Origin of the sequence: Aeromonas media (assembly GCF_020423125.1) — a bacterium.
In the GTDB taxonomy this organism is placed as follows: Bacteria; Pseudomonadota; Gammaproteobacteria; order Enterobacterales; family Aeromonadaceae; genus Aeromonas; species Aeromonas media.
The window spans coordinates 458,490-477,379 of sequence record NZ_CP075564.1; the positions used below are offsets into that span (position 1 = coordinate 458,490).

At 61.0% G+C, this 18,890-nt stretch carries 15 protein-coding genes and 1 tRNA gene; 9 read left to right on the plus strand and 7 right to left on the minus strand.

Features of this window, described 5'->3' with window-relative positions:
• Positions 1–109: 109 nt before the first annotated feature.
• The 5 genes from KI797_RS02210 to pepA all read right to left on the minus strand — a co-directional run bounded on the left by KI797_RS02210 (position 110) and on the right by pepA (position 7,371).
• Entirely contained in the window at positions 110–775 is a 666-nt protein-coding gene (locus KI797_RS02210) for a DedA family protein (protein WP_005332433.1), read from the minus strand.
• A gap of 18 nt (positions 776–793) precedes the next feature.
• On the minus strand, positions 794–2,086 hold the full coding sequence (locus KI797_RS02215) for a hemolysin family protein (RefSeq protein ID WP_043128915.1): 1,293 nt from the start codon (positions 2,084–2,086) through the stop codon (positions 794–796).
• 243 nt (positions 2,087–2,329) lie between these two features.
• On the minus strand, positions 2,330–5,182 hold the full coding sequence (locus KI797_RS02220) for a valine--tRNA ligase (protein WP_226171252.1): 2,853 nt from the start codon (positions 5,180–5,182) through the stop codon (positions 2,330–2,332).
• Between the two features lie 65 nt (positions 5,183–5,247).
• Entirely contained in the window at positions 5,248–5,703 is a 456-nt protein-coding gene (locus KI797_RS02225) for a DNA polymerase III subunit chi (RefSeq protein ID WP_025325629.1), read from the minus strand.
• A 156-nt stretch (positions 5,704–5,859) separates the two neighbouring features.
• Entirely contained in the window at positions 5,860–7,371 is a 1,512-nt protein-coding gene (pepA, locus tag KI797_RS02230; protein WP_226171255.1) for a leucyl aminopeptidase, read from the minus strand.
• Between the two features lie 172 nt (positions 7,372–7,543).
• Between pepA and lptF the strand changes: the two genes are divergently transcribed.
• Together lptF and lptG are read left to right on the plus strand one after the other, a co-directional pair.
• Entirely contained in the window at positions 7,544–8,656 is a 1,113-nt protein-coding gene (lptF, locus tag KI797_RS02235; RefSeq protein WP_005332438.1) for an LPS export ABC transporter permease LptF, read from the plus strand.
• Between the two features lie 25 nt (positions 8,657–8,681).
• Positions 8,682–9,752: an LPS export ABC transporter permease LptG gene (lptG, locus tag KI797_RS02240; RefSeq protein WP_171277177.1), complete on the plus strand. Its 1,071-nt coding sequence runs from the start codon at positions 8,682–8,684 to the stop codon at positions 9,750–9,752.
• 83 nt (positions 9,753–9,835) lie between these two features.
• Here lptG and KI797_RS02245 read toward each other — a convergent pair whose 3' ends face one another.
• Positions 9,836–10,354 (minus strand): RDD family protein, encoded by a 519-nt coding sequence (locus KI797_RS02245; RefSeq protein WP_005332441.1) that lies wholly within the window; start codon positions 10,352–10,354, stop codon positions 9,836–9,838.
• Between the two features lie 142 nt (positions 10,355–10,496).
• Between KI797_RS02245 and KI797_RS02250 the strand changes: the two genes are divergently transcribed.
• The 4 genes from KI797_RS02250 to KI797_RS02265 all read left to right on the plus strand — a co-directional run bounded on the left by KI797_RS02250 (position 10,497) and on the right by KI797_RS02265 (position 15,198).
• A tRNA-Leu gene (locus tag KI797_RS02250) sits at positions 10,497–10,581 on the plus strand.
• Between the two features lie 970 nt (positions 10,582–11,551).
• Entirely contained in the window at positions 11,552–12,979 is a 1,428-nt protein-coding gene (amt, locus tag KI797_RS02255; RefSeq protein WP_226171258.1) for an ammonium transporter, read from the plus strand.
• Positions 12,980–13,213: 234 nt separating this feature from the next.
• Entirely contained in the window at positions 13,214–14,566 is a 1,353-nt protein-coding gene (gene rlmD / locus KI797_RS02260; protein WP_226171260.1) for a 23S rRNA (uracil(1939)-C(5))-methyltransferase RlmD, read from the plus strand.
• A 122-nt stretch (positions 14,567–14,688) separates the two neighbouring features.
• Positions 14,689–15,198 carry a GNAT family N-acetyltransferase gene (locus KI797_RS02265; protein ID WP_226172973.1) on the plus strand — a complete coding sequence of 170 codons (510 nt, stop codon included), beginning with the start codon at positions 14,689–14,691 and terminating at the stop codon, positions 15,196–15,198.
• A 233-nt stretch (positions 15,199–15,431) separates the two neighbouring features.
• Here the strand turns inward: KI797_RS02265 and tppF are convergent, their stop codons facing one another.
• Positions 15,432–16,049, minus strand: a complete 618-nt coding sequence (gene tppF, locus KI797_RS02270; protein WP_226171262.1) for a type IVa pilus pseudopilin TppF — start codon at positions 16,047–16,049, stop codon at positions 15,432–15,434.
• Positions 16,050–16,088: 39 nt separating this feature from the next.
• On the opposite strand from tppF, the gene KI797_RS02275 reads away from it, so the two are divergent.
• From KI797_RS02275 to KI797_RS02285, 3 genes are all read left to right on the plus strand, one after another.
• Positions 16,089–16,880, plus strand: coding sequence for a TatD family hydrolase (locus tag KI797_RS02275; protein WP_226171264.1), 792 nt, complete (start codon positions 16,089–16,091; stop codon positions 16,878–16,880).
• 209 nt (positions 16,881–17,089) lie between these two features.
• A complete protein-coding gene (locus tag KI797_RS02280) occupies positions 17,090–18,364 on the plus strand; it encodes a NupC/NupG family nucleoside CNT transporter (RefSeq protein WP_042649780.1) in 1,275 nt (424 codons plus the stop codon).
• Positions 18,365–18,487: 123 nt separating this feature from the next.
• Positions 18,488–18,658: a XapX domain-containing protein gene (locus KI797_RS02285; protein ID WP_005332215.1), complete on the plus strand. Its 171-nt coding sequence runs from the start codon at positions 18,488–18,490 to the stop codon at positions 18,656–18,658.
• Positions 18,659–18,890 lie beyond the last annotated feature (232 nt).

An 18,890-nucleotide genomic window follows, 5' to 3' on the forward strand; every position in this document is an offset into this window, starting at 1 on the left:
AGGCGCTAGATTCACTCATTTTTGCCCTCGCTTTACAAGAGCGAGAAGATGGAATTCGTCACTATTTCCATAAAAAAGGGCCGCCTGCCGGCGACCCCTGTGATTTGTCTCAATCCCTTGAGACGTGGACCTTGCGTTTGCTCAGCCAGCGCCAGACCAGCGCTATCAAGCCGCCCACCAGCAGCACCAGCGGCAGGCAGAGGATGATGCTGAGGAACTGGGACTCATACTGCGCGGCCAGCTTGGTGTGGCTCAGGTAGTAACCCAGCCCGACCAGAGGGCAGATCCACATGATGGAGCTGATGAGGTTCACCACCAGGAAGCGACCCTGGGGTATCTCGTTGGCGCCGACTATGTAGGGATAGGCGGTGCGCACGAAGGCGATGTAGCGGGCGGTGATCAGGGTGATGATGCCGTACTTGTTGAGCAGGTAGTGCACCTTCTCCTTGTGCTTCTCGTCCAGATGGGACATCAGCCTGTGGTACATCTGGGTGTGGCCGAGGAAGCGCCCCTGCATGTAACCGAGCCAGGTGCCGAAGAAGGTCGCCAGGATCAGCAGCGGGATGACGGCGAGCGGCAGTACCCCTTGATAGATGAGCACGCCGGTCAGGATCAGCAGGGTGTCACCGGGCAGGAAGGCGGTCGGGATGAAGCCATTTTCCAGCACCAGGAAGGTCAACAGGACTATGTAGACCATGAAGACCATCTTGGGGTCGGACAGGGTCGCCAGATCCTGATGAATGAAGGCGTGAGCCAGGTGGTAAAACTGCTCCATACATGCAAACTCCGCAGGTTAGCTGGGTTGGTCGGTCAAGGGCATGGCAAGCACCTTGTCGATGCGCAGGCCGTCCATATCCACGATTTCCAGTTGCCACTGTTCCAGGGTGACCAGGTCTCCGGTCTGGGGAAGGCGGCCAAGGAGCAGCATGATAAGCCCTCCGAGGGTGTGATAGTGATGTTTTTCTTCTTCCGGCAGGCGAACCAGCTCCAGACAGTCCTTCAATTCCGGCAGCGGGATCAGGCCGTCGAGCAGCCAACTGCCATCGGCACGCTGGAAGGCCCAGTTGTTCTCCCCGTCTTCCTGCTGGAAGTCGCCCGCCAGGGTCTCCAGCAGATCCTGCTGGGTGACCAGCCCCTGCAGCTCGCCATATTCGTCCACCACCAGCACCATATGTTCGGCGTGGGCGCGGAAGTGGTTGAGCAGCTCCAGGCCGTTGAGGGTCTCCGGCAGCAGGCTGCCGTCCTGGGTGAGGGCCGCCAGATCGATGGGCTCCCCCTTGATGTAGGCGTGCAGCACCTTGCTGACGTTGAGGATGCCCACCAGGTCAGAGAGGCTGCCGTCACAGACCGGGAAGAAGCTGTGGCGATACTCCACCAGTCGCTGCAGGTTGGTCTCCAGCGGCAGGGAGAGATCCAGATAGCGGATGTCGCTGCGGGGCACCATCAGGGAGGAGAGGCTGCGCTCGTCGAGGCGGAACACGTTCCGCAACATAGTGTGTTCGTGATCCTCGATGATGCCGGCCTCTGAGCCCTCTACCAGGATGGCGTGGATCTCCTCCTGGGTGACGTTGTTGCTGCTGCTCTGATCGACCCGCAGCAGGCGCAGGCTGGCGTTGGTGGAGGCGGACAGCAGCCAGACGAAGGGGCGGGTCAGGGTCGCCAGCCACAGCATGGGGCGAGCCACCAGGCAGGCGATGCGTTCGGCATTGAGCTGGCCGAGGCGCTTGGGCACCAGTTCCCCCACCACGATGGAGAGGTAGGTCACCAGCACCACCACGATGACGGTGGCGAACAGGCTGCTGCTCTTGGGGGAGAGACCCCACTCCTGCAGCCAGAGGGCGAAGGGTTGGGCCAGCAGTGACTCACCGTAGATACCGTTGAGCAGGCCTATGCTGGTGATGCCGATCTGGACGGCGGAGAGGAAATGGGTCGGATCCTCTCCCAGCTTGAGGGCGATGGCGGCAGAGCGGCTCCCCTCGCTTGCCATCTTGCTGAGACGGGCCTTGCGTGCGGTGACGATGGCGATTTCCGACATGGCGAAGACGCCATTGAGCAAAATCAATCCAAACAGGATCAATATTTCCATACTGCAGCAGCACTCCCGGTAGAAAAGATCGCTGGCAGTGTAATGAATTTGCGGGCGCAGCGCTTGTGAAAGGAGGTGATGTGGCTCGTGAATTTTTCAATTCAACGTTGGGCTGCGGGGCATCCGTCCATCACGGACTCGTCGTCATCCAGGCATCGGGATGATAGCCGCGGGTTTGCCATCCGGGGGTGGAAAATGAAAAGCCCCCGATAGACGGGGGCTTTTGGGGTTGGCGAGGAGCACTTAGAGGGCGGCGATCTCGGCCTGCTGGGCTTCCAGCTTGGTCAGCTGGAGACGGTAATCTTCCAGCTTCTCGCGCTCCTTGGCGATGACGGCATCCGGTGCCTTGGCGACGAAGGCCTCGTTGCCGAGTTTGCCTTCGATGCGGCCGCACTCGCCGACCAGCTTGGCCACCTCTTTGGCCAGACGGGCCAGTTCGGCATCCTTGTCGATGAGACCGGCCATCGGGATCATCAGCTCGGTAGCACCGATCAGCTTCTTCACCGACAGGGGGGCGACTTCACCGTCCGCCAGCACGCGGATAGATTCCAGACGAGCCAGGGACTTGAGGAAGGCCTCGTTGTCACCGGCGCGCTGGGCGTCCTTTCCATCGCACTTGAGCAGCACGTTCAGGGCTACGCTCGGAGCCACGTTCATCTCGGCGCGGATGTTGCGGATGCCGACGATGAACTCCTTCACCCACTCCTGATCCGCCATGGCGGCGTCGTCTACCTTGGCGGCATCGAACTCCGGGAAAGCCTGAATCATGATGGTGTCGGCGTGCACGCCGGTCAGCGGAGCCACCGACTTCCAGATGGTCTCGGTGATGAAGGGAATGATGGGGTGCGCCAGACGCAGCAGGGTCTCCAGCACAGTGACCAGGGTGTGACGGGTGGCGCGCTGCTCGGCCTCTGAACCCTTGCCCAGCACCGGCTTGGTCAGCTCCAGATACCAGTCGCAGAACTGGTTCCAGATAAATTCGTACAGCACGCCGGCCGCGATATCGAAGCGATAGGTATCGAGCGCGGTGCGGAAGTCGCGGATGGCGACCTGCAGCTGGGACTGGATCCAGCGATCCGCCAGGCTGAACTGCATCTCGCCGCCGTGCAGGCCGCAGTCCTGATCTTCGGTGTTCATCAGCACATAACGGGAGGCGTTCCACAGCTTGTTGCAGAAGTTGTTGTAGCCGTCCAGGCGCTTCATGTCCCAGTTGATGTCACGACCGGTAGAGGCCAGCGCCGCCAGCGTGAAGCGCAGGGCGTCGGTGCCGTGGGCCTCGATCCCTTCCGGGAACTGCTTGGCGGTGCGCTTGCCAATCTTCTCGGCCATCTGCGGCTGCATCATGTTGCCGGTGCGCTTCTCCAGCAGATCTTCCAGGGAGATGCCGTCGATCATGTCGAGGGGGTCCAGCACGTTGCCCTTGGACTTGGACATCTTCTGCCCTTCTTCGTCACGGATAAGGCCCGTGATGTAGACGGTTTTGAACGGGACTTGCGGCTGACCGTTTTCGTCCTTGATGAAGTGCATGGTCATCATGATCATCCGGGCAATCCAGAAGAAGATGATGTCGAAGCCGCTCATCAGCACGTCGGTCGGGTGGAAGGTCTTGAGCGCCTCTGTGTTGTTCGGCCAGCCCAGGGTGGAGAAGGTCCACAGGGCGGAGCTGAACCAGGTGTCGAGTACGTCTTCGTCCTGACGCAGGGTGGTCACGGACGGGATGCTGTGCTTGGCACGCACTTCCGCCTCGTCACGGCCCACGTAGACGTTGCCGGCGTCGTCATACCAGGCCGGGATGCGGTGACCCCACCACAGCTGGCGGGAGACGCACCAGTCCTGAATGTCACGCATCCAGGAGAAGTACATGTTTTCGTACTGTTTCGGCACGAACTGGATGCGGCCATCTTCCACCGCCTCGATGGCGGTCTTGGCCATGGGGGCCACGCGCACGTACCACTGGTCGGTCAGCATCGGCTCGATGGGCACGCCGCCGCGATCGCCGTAAGGCTGTTGCAGCACGTGATCCTTGATCTCGGCCAAGAGGCCCAGCTCGTCCAGTTTGGCAACGATGGCCTTGCGGGCGGCGAAGCGCTCCATGCCGGCGAACTCGCTCGGTAGGGCGGCATCGTAGGCGGTGCTGGGGTTGCCGTTGGTGTCGACCACTTCGGCCTCGGCACGCACGTGGGCGTCCAGGGTGAAAATGTTGATCATTGGCAGGTTGTGGCGCTTGCCCACTTCGTTGTCGTTGAAGTCGTGGGCCGGGGTGATCTTCACGCAGCCGGTGCCCTTCTCCATATCGGCGTGTTCATCGGCGACGATGGGGATCAGGCGGTTCACCAGTGGCAGCAGAATGTGCTGGCCGATCAGCGCCTTGTAACGGGGGTCTTCCGGGTTCACGGCGACGGCGGTGTCACCCAGCATGGTCTCCGGACGGGTGGTGGCGACGATCAGGTGATCCTGGCCCTCGGCTGTCTTGGCGCCGTTGGCCAGGGGGTAGCGCAGGTGCCACATGTGGCCCTTGATCTCGCGGTTTTCCACTTCCAGATCGGAGATGGCGGTGTTGAGTTTCGGATCCCAGTTCACCAGGCGCTTGCCGCGGTACATCAGGCCATCTTCGTAGAGACGGACGAACACTTCCTGCACGGCGGCGGAGAGGCCTTCGTCCATGGTGAAGCGCTCGCGCTCCCAGTCCACGGAGTCGCCCAGGCGGCGCATCTGGCGGGTGATGGTGCCACCGGACTCTTCCTTCCACTGCCAGATCTTGTCGATGAAGGCTTCACGGCCGTAATCGTGGCGGGTCTTGCCCTCTTCGGCGGCGATCTTGCGCTCAACCACCATCTGGGTGGCGATACCGGCGTGGTCGGTACCTGCCTGCCACAGGGTGTTCTTGCCCTGCATGCGGTTGTAGCGGATCAGGGTATCCATCAGAGTCTGCTGGAAGGCGTGACCCATGTGCAGGCTGCCGGTGACGTTCGGCGGCGGGATCATGATGCAGAAGGAGTCTTTGCTGGTGTCGCCGTGGGGCTTGAAGTAACCCTGGGCTTCCCAGTGCTGATAGAGCGCCTGTTCGATGGCGTTGTGATTAAAAGTCTTTTCCATGGTCTCGCCGTATTCTGGATGGATGGAGTCTGGTGTTGAGTCGTCGTGGATCGAGGGTGGCGCAGTCAGGGCTGCGCCGGATCCGGTGCGGCAAGGACGGGCTGATCCCTCATCTCGAGGGTGTGGCCCGCCTGGCGATAGTGCTTGTAGCGCTCGCGGGCTTGCTGCTTTTGCGTTTCGTCAGTGGGGACAAAATCTACCACTTGAGCGAAGTGTCCTGCAAACAAAGGTGTCTGCTCGGCCAGGTTGATGAGGCGGGCATAGCGCCGCTTCGGTGGCTGATGGCCTATCTCCACCGGGGCCTGGCCGCTCTCCCCCTGCAACTGGTGCGGCACGAAACGATCCGGCGGCAGTTGCCACAGCAGTTCGTCCAGGCGCAGAGCCTGGGCCTCGTCGTTGCAAAACAGATAGAGGTGGCCGGCACTCCAGCCATCGGCCGCCAGCTGGCAGGCGAGGCGTTCGACCGCAGACGCCTGAGCGTCGTCAGGCTCACTCATCAGGTAAAAGGTCACTTGGCTCATCAGGTTGGTCCCGTTTGGCTGTGACGGACAGCGATTGGCCGTCTGCGGGGCGCCGTGCCAGGCACGGTCTTCCCGGATTCTCTCAATGAAACAAGGAAGAGGCGAGCCTCTTCCTTGTGGTACCACTCCCCTGATGCGGGCATCTGAAGAGAGGGGTTACTCCTTCTCTTCGACGTCCGCCACACCGGCTCGATTGAGCAGGAACTGGGTCAGCAGGGGCACGGGGCGACCGGTGGAACCTTTATCCTTGCTGCTCTTCCAGGCGGTCCCTGCGATGTCCAGGTGGGCCCAGTTGTACTTCTTGGTGAAGCGCGACAGGAAGGCGGCGGCGGTGATGGTGCCGGCCGGACGGCCGCCTATGTTGGCCATGTCGGCAAACGGGCTCTCCAACTGCTCCTGATACTCGTCGAACAGGGGCAGGCGCCAGGCGCGATCGCCGGCCTGCTCGGAGGCGTTGAGCAGCTCGTGGGCCAGGGGGTTGTGGTTCGCCAGCAGACCCGAGGTGTGGTGACCCAGGGCGATGATGCAGGCGCCGGTCAGGGTCGCCACGTCGATCACGGTTTCGGGATCGTAGCGGTCCACATAGGTGAGGGCATCGCACAGCACCAGGCGACCCTCGGCGTCGGTGTTGAGCACCTCGACGGTCTGGCCGGACATGGTGGTGAGGATGTCACCCGGGCGATAGGCGTTGCCGCCCGGCATGTTCTCGCAGCCTGCCAGCACGCCGATGACGTTGATGGGCAGCTGCAACTGGGCCAGGGCATGCATGGTGCCGAGCACGGAGGCGGCGCCGCCCATGTCGTACTTCATCTCGTCCATGCCGTCCGCCGGCTTGATGGAGATGCCGCCCGAATCGAAGGTCAGTCCCTTGCCCACCAGTACGATGGGCTTGGCGTCGGCGTTGCCCTTGTATTCGATGATGGCCATCATGGCTTCGTTCTCGGAGCCGCGGGCCACCGCCAGGTAGGAGTTCATGCCGAGTTCTGCCATCTCCTGCTCGCCGATCACCTTGGTGGTGATGTTGTCATAGGCATCCGCCAGACGGCGGGCCTGGGAGGCGAGGTAGGCCGGGTTGCAGACGTTGGGCGGCATGTTCGCCACGTCGCGGCAGATGCGTACCCCTTTCGCCACGGCCAGGCCGTGGGTGATGGCGCGCTCGCCTATGGTCAGTTCCCGACGCGTCGGCACGTTGAATACCAGCTTGCGCAACGGGCGGCGCGGTTCGGCCTTGTTGGTCTTGAACTGATCGAAGCTGTAGAGGCCCGCCTTGGTGGTTTCTACCGCCTGACGCACCTTCCAGTAGGTATCCCGGCCCTTGACGTGCAGCTCGGTCAGGAAGCAGACCGCTTCCATGGACCCGGTCTCGTTCAGGGTGGTGATGGTCTTGTTGATGATCTGCTTGTACTGGCGTTCGTCGAGTTCCCGCTCCTTGCCGCACCCGACCAGCAGCACGCGCTCGCTGAGCACGCCCGGTACTTGATGCAGCAACAGCATCTGGCCTGGTTTGCCTTCCAGATCGCCGCGGCGCAGCAGCGAGCTGAGGTAGCCGTCGCTGATCTTGTCCAGCTGTTCGGCAACCGGAGAGAGGCGGCGAGGCTCAAAAACGCCGACCACGACGCAGGCGCTGCGTTGCTTCTCAGGACTGCCACTCTTTACACTGAACTCCATGGAATCTCCTACATCCTAAAGACAAAAGGCACCATTTATTGAATAATGCGGTGCTTGTTGGGGTATCAGAGGCGGAGCGAACAGCCACAGGCTCCGCAGTTCAAACTGGTAAAAATCCAATATAGGGCCCTATTTTTCAGGCATTCGACTAAAAACACAAGTTTACTTGGGAATGACTGTGATCGTTTTCCGATATTTGTTCAGGGAGACCCTGAAAACCCAGCTGGCGGTGCTGTTCGTACTGCTGCTTATCTTCGTCAGCCAGCAATTTATCCAGATCATCGGCGATGCTGCCGATGGTGAGGTGCCGACGCGCCTGGTTTCCACCCTGCTGCTGCTCAACCTGCCGAATATGGCCCTGTTGATGCTGCCTATCAGTCTGTTTTTAGCCATTCTGTTTGCTCACGGTCGTTTGTATGCGGAAAGCGAGATGACGGTGATGCATGCGGTAGGCTTCAGCCACCGCTTCGTGATGGGCAGCGCCCTGCTGCTGGCTCTGCTGACAGCAGCCGTCGCCGCATTCAATACCGGCTGGATCGCCCCCCAGGCCAAGGAGCGCGAGTATCAGGTGATCGACGAGTTCAAGGCCGATCCTGGCATCTCCTTCCTGCAGGCCGGCCGTTTCATGGAGCTCGACAAGGGGCGCCTGGTTGCCTACATCCAGGATCTGAACGACAAGGGATCCGAGTTGCAGAAGATCTTCGTGCTGCAGCGTGCCGAAGGGAGTTCGCCCCCTTCCGTGGTGGTGGCCAACGAGGGACAGGTGACCGCCGACAGCAATGGCCTGCAATGGCTGACTCTGAAGGACGGTTCCCGCTATGAAGGTCAGTTCACCGGCAAGCAGTTCCAGGTCTCCGAGTTCAGCGAATACAGCCTGGTGATCCGTCAGCAGGAGATGGAGCGCTCCAACCGCAAGGCGGCGGCCAAGCCGACCATGGCGCTGCTGGGTACCCAGGACAATCAGCTGATGGCCGAGCTGCAGTGGCGTCTGTCGCTGCCCTTCTCCATCCTGGTGCTCACTGTTCTGGTGGTGCCTCTGGCCCGGGTCAACCCGCGCCAGGGGCGTTACGCCAAACTGTTGCCGGCCATCCTGCTCTATCTCTCCTATTTCCTGCTGCTCAGTGCCGCCCGTTCAGCCATCGACAGCGGGCGTCTGCCTCACTGGCCAGGCATGTTCCTGGTGCCGCTGGTCTATCTGCTGCTGATCGGGGTGCCGCTCAACCTGCAGGGCACCAGCTGGTGGAACGGGGTCAAGGGCCACTTTTTCAAAGGCAAATCAGCATGATGCTGCAACATAGGAGTTTCTGTTGATGTTCGGCATTCTCGATAGATACATCGGCAGGGTCATCTTCATGTCGATCCTGCTGTGTGAACTGACCCTGGTCGGGCTGGCGGCGCTCATCAAATATGTGGAGCAGTTGAAAGCCGTGGGGGAGGGCAACTACGACATGCTCAACGCCCTCTATTTCGTGCTGCTCTCCATGCCCAAGGAGGCGGTGCTGTTCTTCCCCCTGGCGGCCCTGCTGGGTGGCCTCATCGGCCTGGGTCAGCTCGCCACCAGCTCCGAGCTGGTGGTGATGCAGGCATCGGGTCGCTCCAAGATCAGCATCGTGATGGCGGCGCTCAAGACGGCGATCCCCCTGATGCTGCTGGTCGGTCTGATGGGCGAGTACGTCGCCCCGGCCGCCAAGCGGATGGCGGATGACATCAAGGCGGGTGCCATGTCGGAAGGGCGACTCACCGTCTCGGCCTACGGTGTCTGGGCGCGGGATGGCAACAACTTCGTCAATATCAACGGGGTGCGCAACGACGGCGCCCTGACCGGTATCACCCTGTATCGTTTCACTCCGTCCCGCAACCTGATCGACGTGGTCCAGGCGCAGGAAGGGGTGTTCGAGCAGCATCACTGGCTGCTCAAGCAGGTGCACATCACCCGCTTCGACGATCCCAAGCAGATCCTGGACGAGAAACATGCCCAGATGCAGTGGCAGTCCGAGCTGACTCCCAAGCAGCTGGGGGTGGTGAGCATTGATCCCGAAAACCTGCCCATCTCGGGACTGCGGGATTACATCGGCTATCTGGACGCCAACAAGCAGGACGCAGGACGCTACAAGCTGGAGATGTGGCGCAAGCTGCTGTCGCCGCTGTCGGTGGTGGCCATGATACTGCTTGCGTCTTCCTTCATTTTCGGCCCGCTGCGCTCGGTGAGCATGGGGGCCAGGATGCTGATGGGGATCATGACCGGCTTCGCTGTCTATGTGAGCGATCGGGTATTCGGCCCGGTCAGCCTGGTGTATGCGGTACCGCCCATCCTGGCTGCCATTGCACCCAGCCTGCTGTTTGGTGGCATCTCCTTCTATATCCTGAGCCGCAAGCAGTGACACTGGCTGTGGTGTGAGACGACAAGAAACAAGAAGGGCACCCAGTGGGTGCCCTTCTTGTTTCTTGTCTCGTACTCGGCTGGTCACTTGTTCAGCTGCTCCAGGTTCTCCTGCTTGCTCAGCACCACCACTTCACATTCGGCCCAGATGTCCTGGAAGGCGCGGGGCCGTGCACGATTGAACACGCACATCAGGTTGCCGAGACCGAAGGCCGAGGTCGCGAGCCGGATCAGGGCCTGGGTGATGCGAATGTTGCTGCCGTCCAGATTCTGGATGCGCAGGCGCCAGGCGCGCATACCGATGGTCTGGCCGGCGCGGGTCCAGAACCAGGTGTAGAAACCGCAGATCACTAGGGCGAGCCAGGCGCTGTAGAGGGGACTGGTCAGCAGCCAGGCCGCATCCTTGCCCTCGGGTACGGTCGCCATGCCGGTGGCCAGCAGCAGTTGCGCCACCCCCATGCCGATGAAACCGGCGATGATCAGCAAGGCGATGACCACCAGGTAGTCATAGAGCAGGGCACCCAGGCGCCGCAGCAGCCCAGCCGAAGGGTGCTGGTGCTGGGGGGGAGGCTGGAGAGAGGAGGGGGTCTTGCGCTTGGCCATGATGATTATTCCATTAATATGATGCGGGCATTCTATGTAACTGGCCGAACATCGGCAAGGCGTTGAATAATTGAGCAAACGGTGGCCGTGCAAGAAAAACACCTTGCATGCCAAAACGCCATTCGTATAATCCCTCGCAGTTGCCCGGGTGGCGAAATCGGTAGACGCAGCGGATTCAAAATCCGCCGTTGCAAGACGTGTCGGTTCGAGTCCGACCCCGGGCACCATCAACTAATTCAATGACAAAAGGCCATCCTCGCGGATGGCCTTTTGTTTTTCAGCACTCGCGGCCCCTCAATCGATGCTCTGGCTGATCCGTCACAGCACGTTTGAGAGGTCGTAGGGACAGCACTCCTTCATGTGCCACGGCTGGGTGGCGATCTCCGTGACCCTGATGCCGTAACGGGGGTGATCTGGCTTTCCTCTCCGTGAGCCCACCAGGCGGCCACGTCCTCCATCAGGATGAGCATCATGAAGTGCTCGGCCAGCGCCTCGTGGTAATGGTCCTGCAGCAGGAAGCTCACCGCCCCGAAATGGAAGTAGGCCGGAGGCCAGGGTGAACCCGAGATCCTGATAGAACTGCCTGGAGAGGCTGACGTCGCGGGCAGGCACGAACGCCTTGATTTTGGGCATGGCGAGACAGGGCATGGGCTCCTCGTTCGGGTGACAGGGCAAACCTGGTCGCGCCGGTATGGTCAGGAAGATCGGGCTCAGACCAGATCAGGCGGTGAATCCCCTTCTGCGCTCCCATCCTCTCCCTCAGAGGAATGATGCCCAACCTACGCCATCATGTGACTTCGTCATGCAAAGGCGTTTTTCATTTGTTCAATAAATGAGCGTCAGGGCCAGCCGGGCCCCCGTTGCCCCGGGATTTTTCCCGTTTGGTATGCCCAGGTGCCATCCTGGTGCAACGCCCGGCACTGCACAGCCGAAGTGCGCCTCCCTGCCTGATTGTGGGCGGGATGCGCCAATATGGTGCATCAGATCGCACAATCAAATTCAAGTAATTGAAAATAAAGAATTATATTTTCTGGCCTGCTTTATGCTTTAGATAAATCAGGTCGCCATGAAGAGCCCGCAGAGTCATGCCCGAGGGGGTGGCACGCTGGATGTGACGATGCGTGCAAGTGGCCAAGTTTGACATTCATATCAGGAAATGGACCCGGCCGGGTGCCGGGACGACAAGGAGAGGGCTGTATGTTCAAGAGACTCGTAGTGACTGGCCTGCTGGCGCTGAGCGCCACCATGGCCACCCCAGGTTGGGCAGAAGAGGTAGCCGCTCAGGCCGAGGTGGTGCAGGCTGCCGCGACCGTGACCATCAACAAGGGAGACAACACCTGGTTGATGCTGGCGTCCGCCCTGGTGATCCTGATGTCTATTCCGGGGCTGGCCCTGTTCTACGGTGGCCTGGTACGCGCCAAGAACATGCTGAGCGTGCTGATGCAGGTGTTCACCCTGTTCTGCCTGATCACAGTGCTCTGGGTCATCTACGGCTATTCACTGACCTTCACCGAGGGGAGCGCCTTTTACGGTTCGTTCGACAAGCTGCTGCTGGTCGGGGTGACCCCCGAGTCTATTGCCGCCACCTTCAGCAAAGGGGTGGGGATCAGCGAGTTCATCTATGTGGTGTTCCAGGGGGCCTTTGCCGCCATCACCTGCGGGCTCATCGTCGGTGCTTTCGCCGAGCGGATGAAGTTCTCGGCCGTGCTGCTGTTCGCCGTGATCTGGTTCACCTTTGCCTACATTCCGATGGCGCACATGGTGTGGTACTGGGCCGGTCCGGATGCCTACACGGATGCCGCCGCCGCCGAGGCTGCCGGTGCCACCGCAGGCTATCTGTTCCAGCACGGCGCCCTCGATTTCGCCGGCGGCACTGTGGTGCACATCAACGCGGCGGTCGCCGGTCTGGTCGGTGCCTTCATGGTCGGCAAGCGGGTCGGCTACGGTCGTGATCCCATGGCTCCCCACAGCCTGACCATGACCATGATTGGCGCCGCCCTGCTCTGGTTCGGCTGGTTCGGCTTCAACGCCGGCTCCGCGCTGGAAGCCAACGGCACGGCCGCCCTGGCCTTCGTCAACACCTGGTTGGCGCCGGCAGGTGCCGCGCTCTCCTGGACCTTGGCCGAATGGATGATGAAGGGCCGTCCCTCGCTGCTGGGCGCCGTGTCCGGTGCAGTGGCGGGTCTGGTGGCCATCACTCCTGCCGCCGGTTTCGTCGGTGTCGGTGGTGCCCTCATCATCGGTCTGCTGAGCGGTGTGGCCGGTCTGTGGGGGGTGCATGGTCTCAAGCGCCTGCTGAGGGCCGATGACAGCCTGGACGTGTTCGGCCTGCACGGGGTGTGCGGTATCCTGGGAGCCGTGCTGACTGGGGTGTTCGCCAGCCCGGATCTGGGTGGCACCGGGGTGTGGGACTATGTGACCAACCAGGTGGCCGAGGGCTACTCCATCCTGACCCAGGTGAAGATCCAGGTCATCGGTGTGCTGGTGACTGTGGCATGGACTGCCCTGGTCTCCGCCGTGGCCTACAAGCTGGTGGATCTGCTGATTGGCCTGCGGGTCAAGGAAGATGCCGAGCGGGAAGGGCTGGATGTCACCAGCCATGGGGAGAAAGCCTACAGCCTGTGATCCCCTCAGGCTCCCGTTGACTACCTGCCGCCGGCCTTGTCCGGCGGTTTTTTTATGGTGACCCATGAGGCGCCCCCCATCCAGCGAGCTCTGATCCTGCCTGCCGTTATTTCCTTCAAGGGGCGTTTTATGCCTGCAATTTGGCCGGATCTCCGCTAAACTCTGCCACCCTTTATTTGGGGTAGCTGGGTCATCCCTGCTTCCACCCTTTCTTCTATGCCTTCGGAGCCGCTCATGCCGTTAGTGGGACACCAACATCAGATCGATATTCTGGAACTGACCGACAAGGGGGATGGCAAGGGTCGCCTGTTCGATCGCCCCCTGTTTGTCGAGGGTCTGCTGCCCGGTGAGCAGGCGCTGGTCGAGTTGACCGAGGTCAAGCCGAACTATCTGCACGGCAAGCTGGTCGAGCTGACCCAGCCGTCCGCCGACAGGGTTCCCGATTTCTGCCCCAACACCGAGTGCGGCGGCTGTCAGGTGCGCCCGCTGGCCTATCCGGCCCAGCTCAAGCTGAAACAATCCCTGGTGCAGAGCGCGTTGGAGCAGGTTGGGCTGGGTGAGACCCAGGTCAACCCCATCCTCGGCATGGACAGCCCCTTCGCCTACCGCAACAAGGCGCAGTACGCCGTGCGTGGCAGCGAGGCCGGCGCCGAGATCGGCTTCTATCGCAAGCACTCCCATGATCTCATCACCGCCGACGACTGCGCGGTGCAGGACTCCCTGCATGTGGAGCTCAATGCCCGGGTGCGTGGCTGGATGCGTGAGCACGACATTGCCGCCTATGACGAGGTGGCCCACACCGGCTGCGTGCGCAACCTTATGACCCGCAAGGGCTTCAAGAGCGGCGAGCTGATGGTGGTGCTGGTGACCCTGGGCGAGGCGCTGCCCTTCGAGGCCGAACTGCTGGCGGCCCTGAGGGTTCTGCCCATCACTACCCTGGTGCAGAACATCAATGACGAGCGCACCAACCGCATCCTGGGGACGAGCAACCGCGTGCTGCTGGGGGAAGGAGTGATCCGCGACAAGATCCACGAGCTCGCGTTCGAGATCTCGCCGCTCTCCTTCTTCCAGAACAACCCGAGCCAGACCGATGTGCTCTACTCCAAGGCGCTTGAATACAGCGAGCTGACCGGCAACGAGACGGTGTTCGACATCTATTGCGGCATCGGCACCATTTCCCTGTTCCTGGCTGGCAAGGCCGCCAAGGTGGTGGGCATCGAGTCGGTGGAGAGCGCCATCAGCGATGCCCGTCGCAACGCAGCTCTCAACGGCATAGAGCACACCGAATTCCACGTGGGCAAGGCCGAGCAACTGATGCCCGAGCTGCACGCCCAGGGCGTGACTGCCGATGTGGTGGTGATGGATCCGCCCCGCAAGGGCTGTGACAAGGCGGTGCTGCAGACCCTGGTCGCCATGGCGCCGCGCCGGCTGGTCTATGTCTCCTGCAACCCCCAGACCCTGGCCCGGGATCTCGCCTGGCTGGTCAAGCAGGGCTTCGTGCTGGACGAGGTGCAGCCGGTGGACATGTTCCCGCACTCCATGCACGTGGAAGCGGTCGCCCGCCTGAGCCTGCCAGCGAAAGCCTGATCGGGCTGCTGCGCCATAAGGGCATGGCATTAGCCAGATGGCTCTGATAAAAACGACTCCAAATGGAGTCGTTTTTTTATGGCCGTGGACCGGCATGACAACCAGGCAGGGAGAGCGGGGTGATGATTCGTTTGGCGGACGTGGAGGATGCAGCGGCGCTGGATCACTTCTTTGGGCAGCTGGATCGGGAGACCCGCTTCATGCTCTATGAGGTGGGGGAGCGACCCTCAAATATCGAGGGGCAGCGCCAGCGGCTCGAGGCCATGGCGGCGGTCCCCAATCAGGCCATGTGGCTGCTGGTGCTGGCCGGAGAGGTGCAGGGGTTTGCCGTGCTCATCGGCGGCGGCCTGGCGCGCAACCGGCACTGTGCCCAGGTGGTGATGGGATTGCGGTCGAATGCGCGCGGCCAGGGCTGGGGCGAGCGGCTGCTGCGTACCCTGATCGCGAGTGCGCCGGATTGCGGCATCAGCAGACTGGAGCTGGGGGTGATGGCCCATAACGAGGCGGCTCATTCACTTTATCGCAAGTGCGGTTTCCTGGATGAGGGGTTGCGGCGACAGGCGTATCGGCTGGACGAGGGCTATGTCGACGAGATCAGCATGGGGCTGCTGTTGCCGTTCACGGCCCCATGACGCCGCTGGGCCCGTGAGGCTGGCCCGGCGCGCGCGATTGGGGCAGGCTGTAGCGGGAGAATAATAGAGACGAGGAGGGCCCATGAAGGGGATTTTGCTGCGTTGGCTGGCTCGCTACGATGCCTGGTGCCAGGAGTGGGGACTCACTCCGGAGAACCGGCTCTGCTGCGCGCCGGTGCGACATGATGAGGACGAGCAGGAGGAGCCTACGTCGGAGGGCGATGCCTCGCCACTCAATCAAAATTGCGCGTCACGGCCCCGGTAACGCTGTTGTACTCAAATCCCAACCCGTCCGGATAAGCGGGGAAGCGGCCGATGGAGTCGCGCAGGGTATAGCTGCAGTTGCTGTGTTCTAGGCCTCCAGCCTCTGTTTGATCGTATGCAGGGATGAGTTGCGAAATATAATCTGGTTCGGCACCTGTTTTATCTTCATCCGCCACTGTTTGTTCTGTATCGAGTAGTCCGGTGAAGAGAAGCTCGCAGTCTGCTCTGCTGTTGACAGATATTTCATTGCTTTTTCCGCCAGGGAAAATGGTGTCAATCCCCATACCAGGTCGATTTTCATCGGTCCCTACTGGCCAGCCATAGTGGTTGATGTCGAGATCCTGCTTGCCCATGCCGCTAAAGTTATAGAGTGCCAGCGGTTCCCCCTTCACCTTGACCGCCCAGCCCGCATGGGCGAGCTGCACGGCGCTGGCAAAACCGCCCGCGGTCGCCGAGACGCTGCTCTTGAGCCCGTCGTCCTGGATATTGATGAAGCGGGGCAGGGCGGTGACCGCCAGGATGGCCAGCACGACGATGACCAGCACCAGTTCGAGCAGGGTAAAGCCGTGGGAAAGGTGTTTTGGCATGGAATCACCCATTGAGTACGACAAACAGGTAAGCGCGACATGGAACTGATAGACACCCACTGCCACCTGGATTTTCCGGTGTTCGATGACGATCGGGAGGCATTGCTGGCCCAGTGGCGCCAGCTGGGGGTGGGCGAGTATATCATCCCCGCCGTGGGAGAGGAAAACTGGGGGCGCGTGATGGCGCTGGCCGAGCACCATCAAGGCATTCGTTATGGTCTGGGGGTGCATCCCTGGTATGTGGGGGCCCAGACGGAGGGGGCGCTGGCAAGGCTGGAGGCCCTGCTGGCGGGCAAGCCCAGGGGGCTGGTGGCCATCGGCGAATGCGGGCTGGACTTGCGCACCCAGGTGCCCCAGGAGGGGCAACTCGCGCTGTTCGAGGCGCAAGTGAGGCTGGCCATGGCTCATGATCTGCCCCTCATCGTCCACTCGGTGCGGGCCAACGACACTGTCGCCAAGATCCTGCGGCGCTTCAAACCGGCGCGAGGCGGTGTCATTCACGCCTTCAGCGGCTCCCTGCATCAGGCCGAGGCGTTCTGGCAACTGGGTTTCAGGCTGGGGATCGGTTGCGTCATCAGCTATGAGCGGGCCAACAAGACCCGGGAGGCGATCCGCGCCATGCCGCTGGAGGCCTTGCTGCTGGAAACCGATGCCCCCGACATGCCGCTGCAGGGGCGCCAGGGGGAGATCAACACCCCGGCCAGCCTGCCGAGCATAGCCCTGCTGTTGGCGCAATTACGGCAGCAACCGCTGGCGGATGTTATTCCGGTGTTACATGAATCCACTCTGCGGCTTTTCCCGCGTGCGACCATGAATTTAACAGCGGATTAACGACTGATGCCGGTGTGATAAAAAACAGGACCCATAAAAATCGTTTGCGGTCTAATTAAACGACGTTCAGCCCATTTCAGGCTTATAAAATGTGACCAGTATTCTATTTTGTCGCACCGTAATTAGTATAATGCGCACCCTTGATTAGCGGCTTTCATACACAAAACGTTAACAAGCTGGCAGGTGCTACCAAAGAGGAAGTGTTAATAATGAATCTGATAATGGGTCTGGTGGGGATGGCAACGCTCATCCTTATCGCGGTGCTGTTCTCCAGCAATCGCAAGGCAATCAAAATTCGTACCGTGGGCGGTGCCTTTGCCATTCAGGCAGGCCTGGGTGCCTTCGTGCTGTATGTCCCGGTTGGCCGGGATATTCTGGTGAGCGTGTCCAACGCCGTCTCCAGCGTCATCGGTTATGGTCAGAACGGTATCGAATTCCTGTTCGGTGGTCTGGTCAGCAACAAGATGTTCGAAGTGTTCGGTGGCGGTGGCTTCATCTTCGCCTTCCGTGTCCTGCCTGTCATCATCTTCTTCTCTTCCCTGATCGCGGTTCTTTATTACCTCGGCATCATGCAGTGGGTGATCAAGCTGCTGGGTGGTGGTCTGCAGAAGGTGCTGGGTACCTCCCGTACCGAATCCCTGTCTGCCACTGCCAACATCTTCGTCGGCCAGACTGAAGCCCCGCTGGTGGTGCGTCCCTTCATCTCCAAGATGACCGACTCCGAGCTGTTCGCCGTCATGTGTGGTGGCCTGGCCTCCGTTGCCGGCTCCGTGCTGGCCGGTTACGCCTCCATGGGCGTCAAGATGGAATACCTGATCGCCGCCTCCTTCATGGCTGCCCCGGGTGGTCTGCTGTTCGCCAAGCTGCTGGTACCGGAAACCGAGACCCCGAGCTACGACGAGAACTCTGCCGATGGCGATCTGGACGACAAGCCTGCCAACGTGATCGACGCCGCCGCTGCCGGTGCCTCCGCCGGTCTGCAGCTGGCCTTGAACGTGGGTGCCATGCTGCTGGCCTTCATCGGCCTCATCGCCATGATCAACGGCATCTTCTCCGGCGTGGGTGGCTGGTTCGGCATGCCTGAGCTCTCCCTGGAGCTGCTGCTGGGCTGGTTGTTCTCCCCGCTGGCCTTCCTGATCGGTGTGCCCTGGAGCGAAGCGGTCGTGGCCGGTTCCTTCATCGGTCAGAAGCTGGTAGTGAACGAGTTTGTGGCTTACCTGAACTTCGCTCCCTACCTGAAGGATGAAGTGCTGATCAACGGCGTGGCCATGTCCGACCACACCAAGGCCATCATCTCCTTCGCCCTGTGCGGCTTCGCCAACCTGTCCTCCGTTGCCATCCTGCTGGGTGGTCTGGGGTCCATGGCACCGAACCGTCGCGGCACCATCGCCAAGTTCGGTCTGAAGGCCGTACTGGCCGGCTCTCTGTCCAACCTGATGTCTGCCACCATCGCAGGCTTCTTCCTGGCACTGACAGCCATGTAATGCTTGTCTGACAGACAAGTTGAAACGAGCGCCACAGCGAAAAGCTGTGGCGTTCTCGTTTGGGGCGGTGACAACCGTTTTCCTTTCTAGACTAATAATAAAATGAGTCAAATCGGAGGTTTTATGAATGAAGTGCTACTGGCGATTGCTGCCGGCTTTATCGTTGGCGTGTTGTTTTCTTTCCTCAAGTTGCCGATCCCGGCACCTCCCGTACTGTCCGGGGTAATGGGGATTGTGGGGGTCTATCTGGGGGGGATTGCCTACTCCTGGATCCTGACCCGCTTCTTCTCTTAAGCACCTACCAGTGCTGGATTTGCCGGGTGTGAGGTACCTCTGAAATTGGCAAATCCGGCTTGCAAACAAGGGGTATCTCGGCTGAAATAGGCGATGCCAGCAGGGTGCTGGCATTGACTAATGCCCACATGAAGTGGGTGTTGGCGGTCAAATGGAATTGATTGGGAAGTCGGGTCTGCGGTTGTCGGCCTTTCTCAAGTCTTCATGGAACCAAGTCCGCACTTTTGTAAGA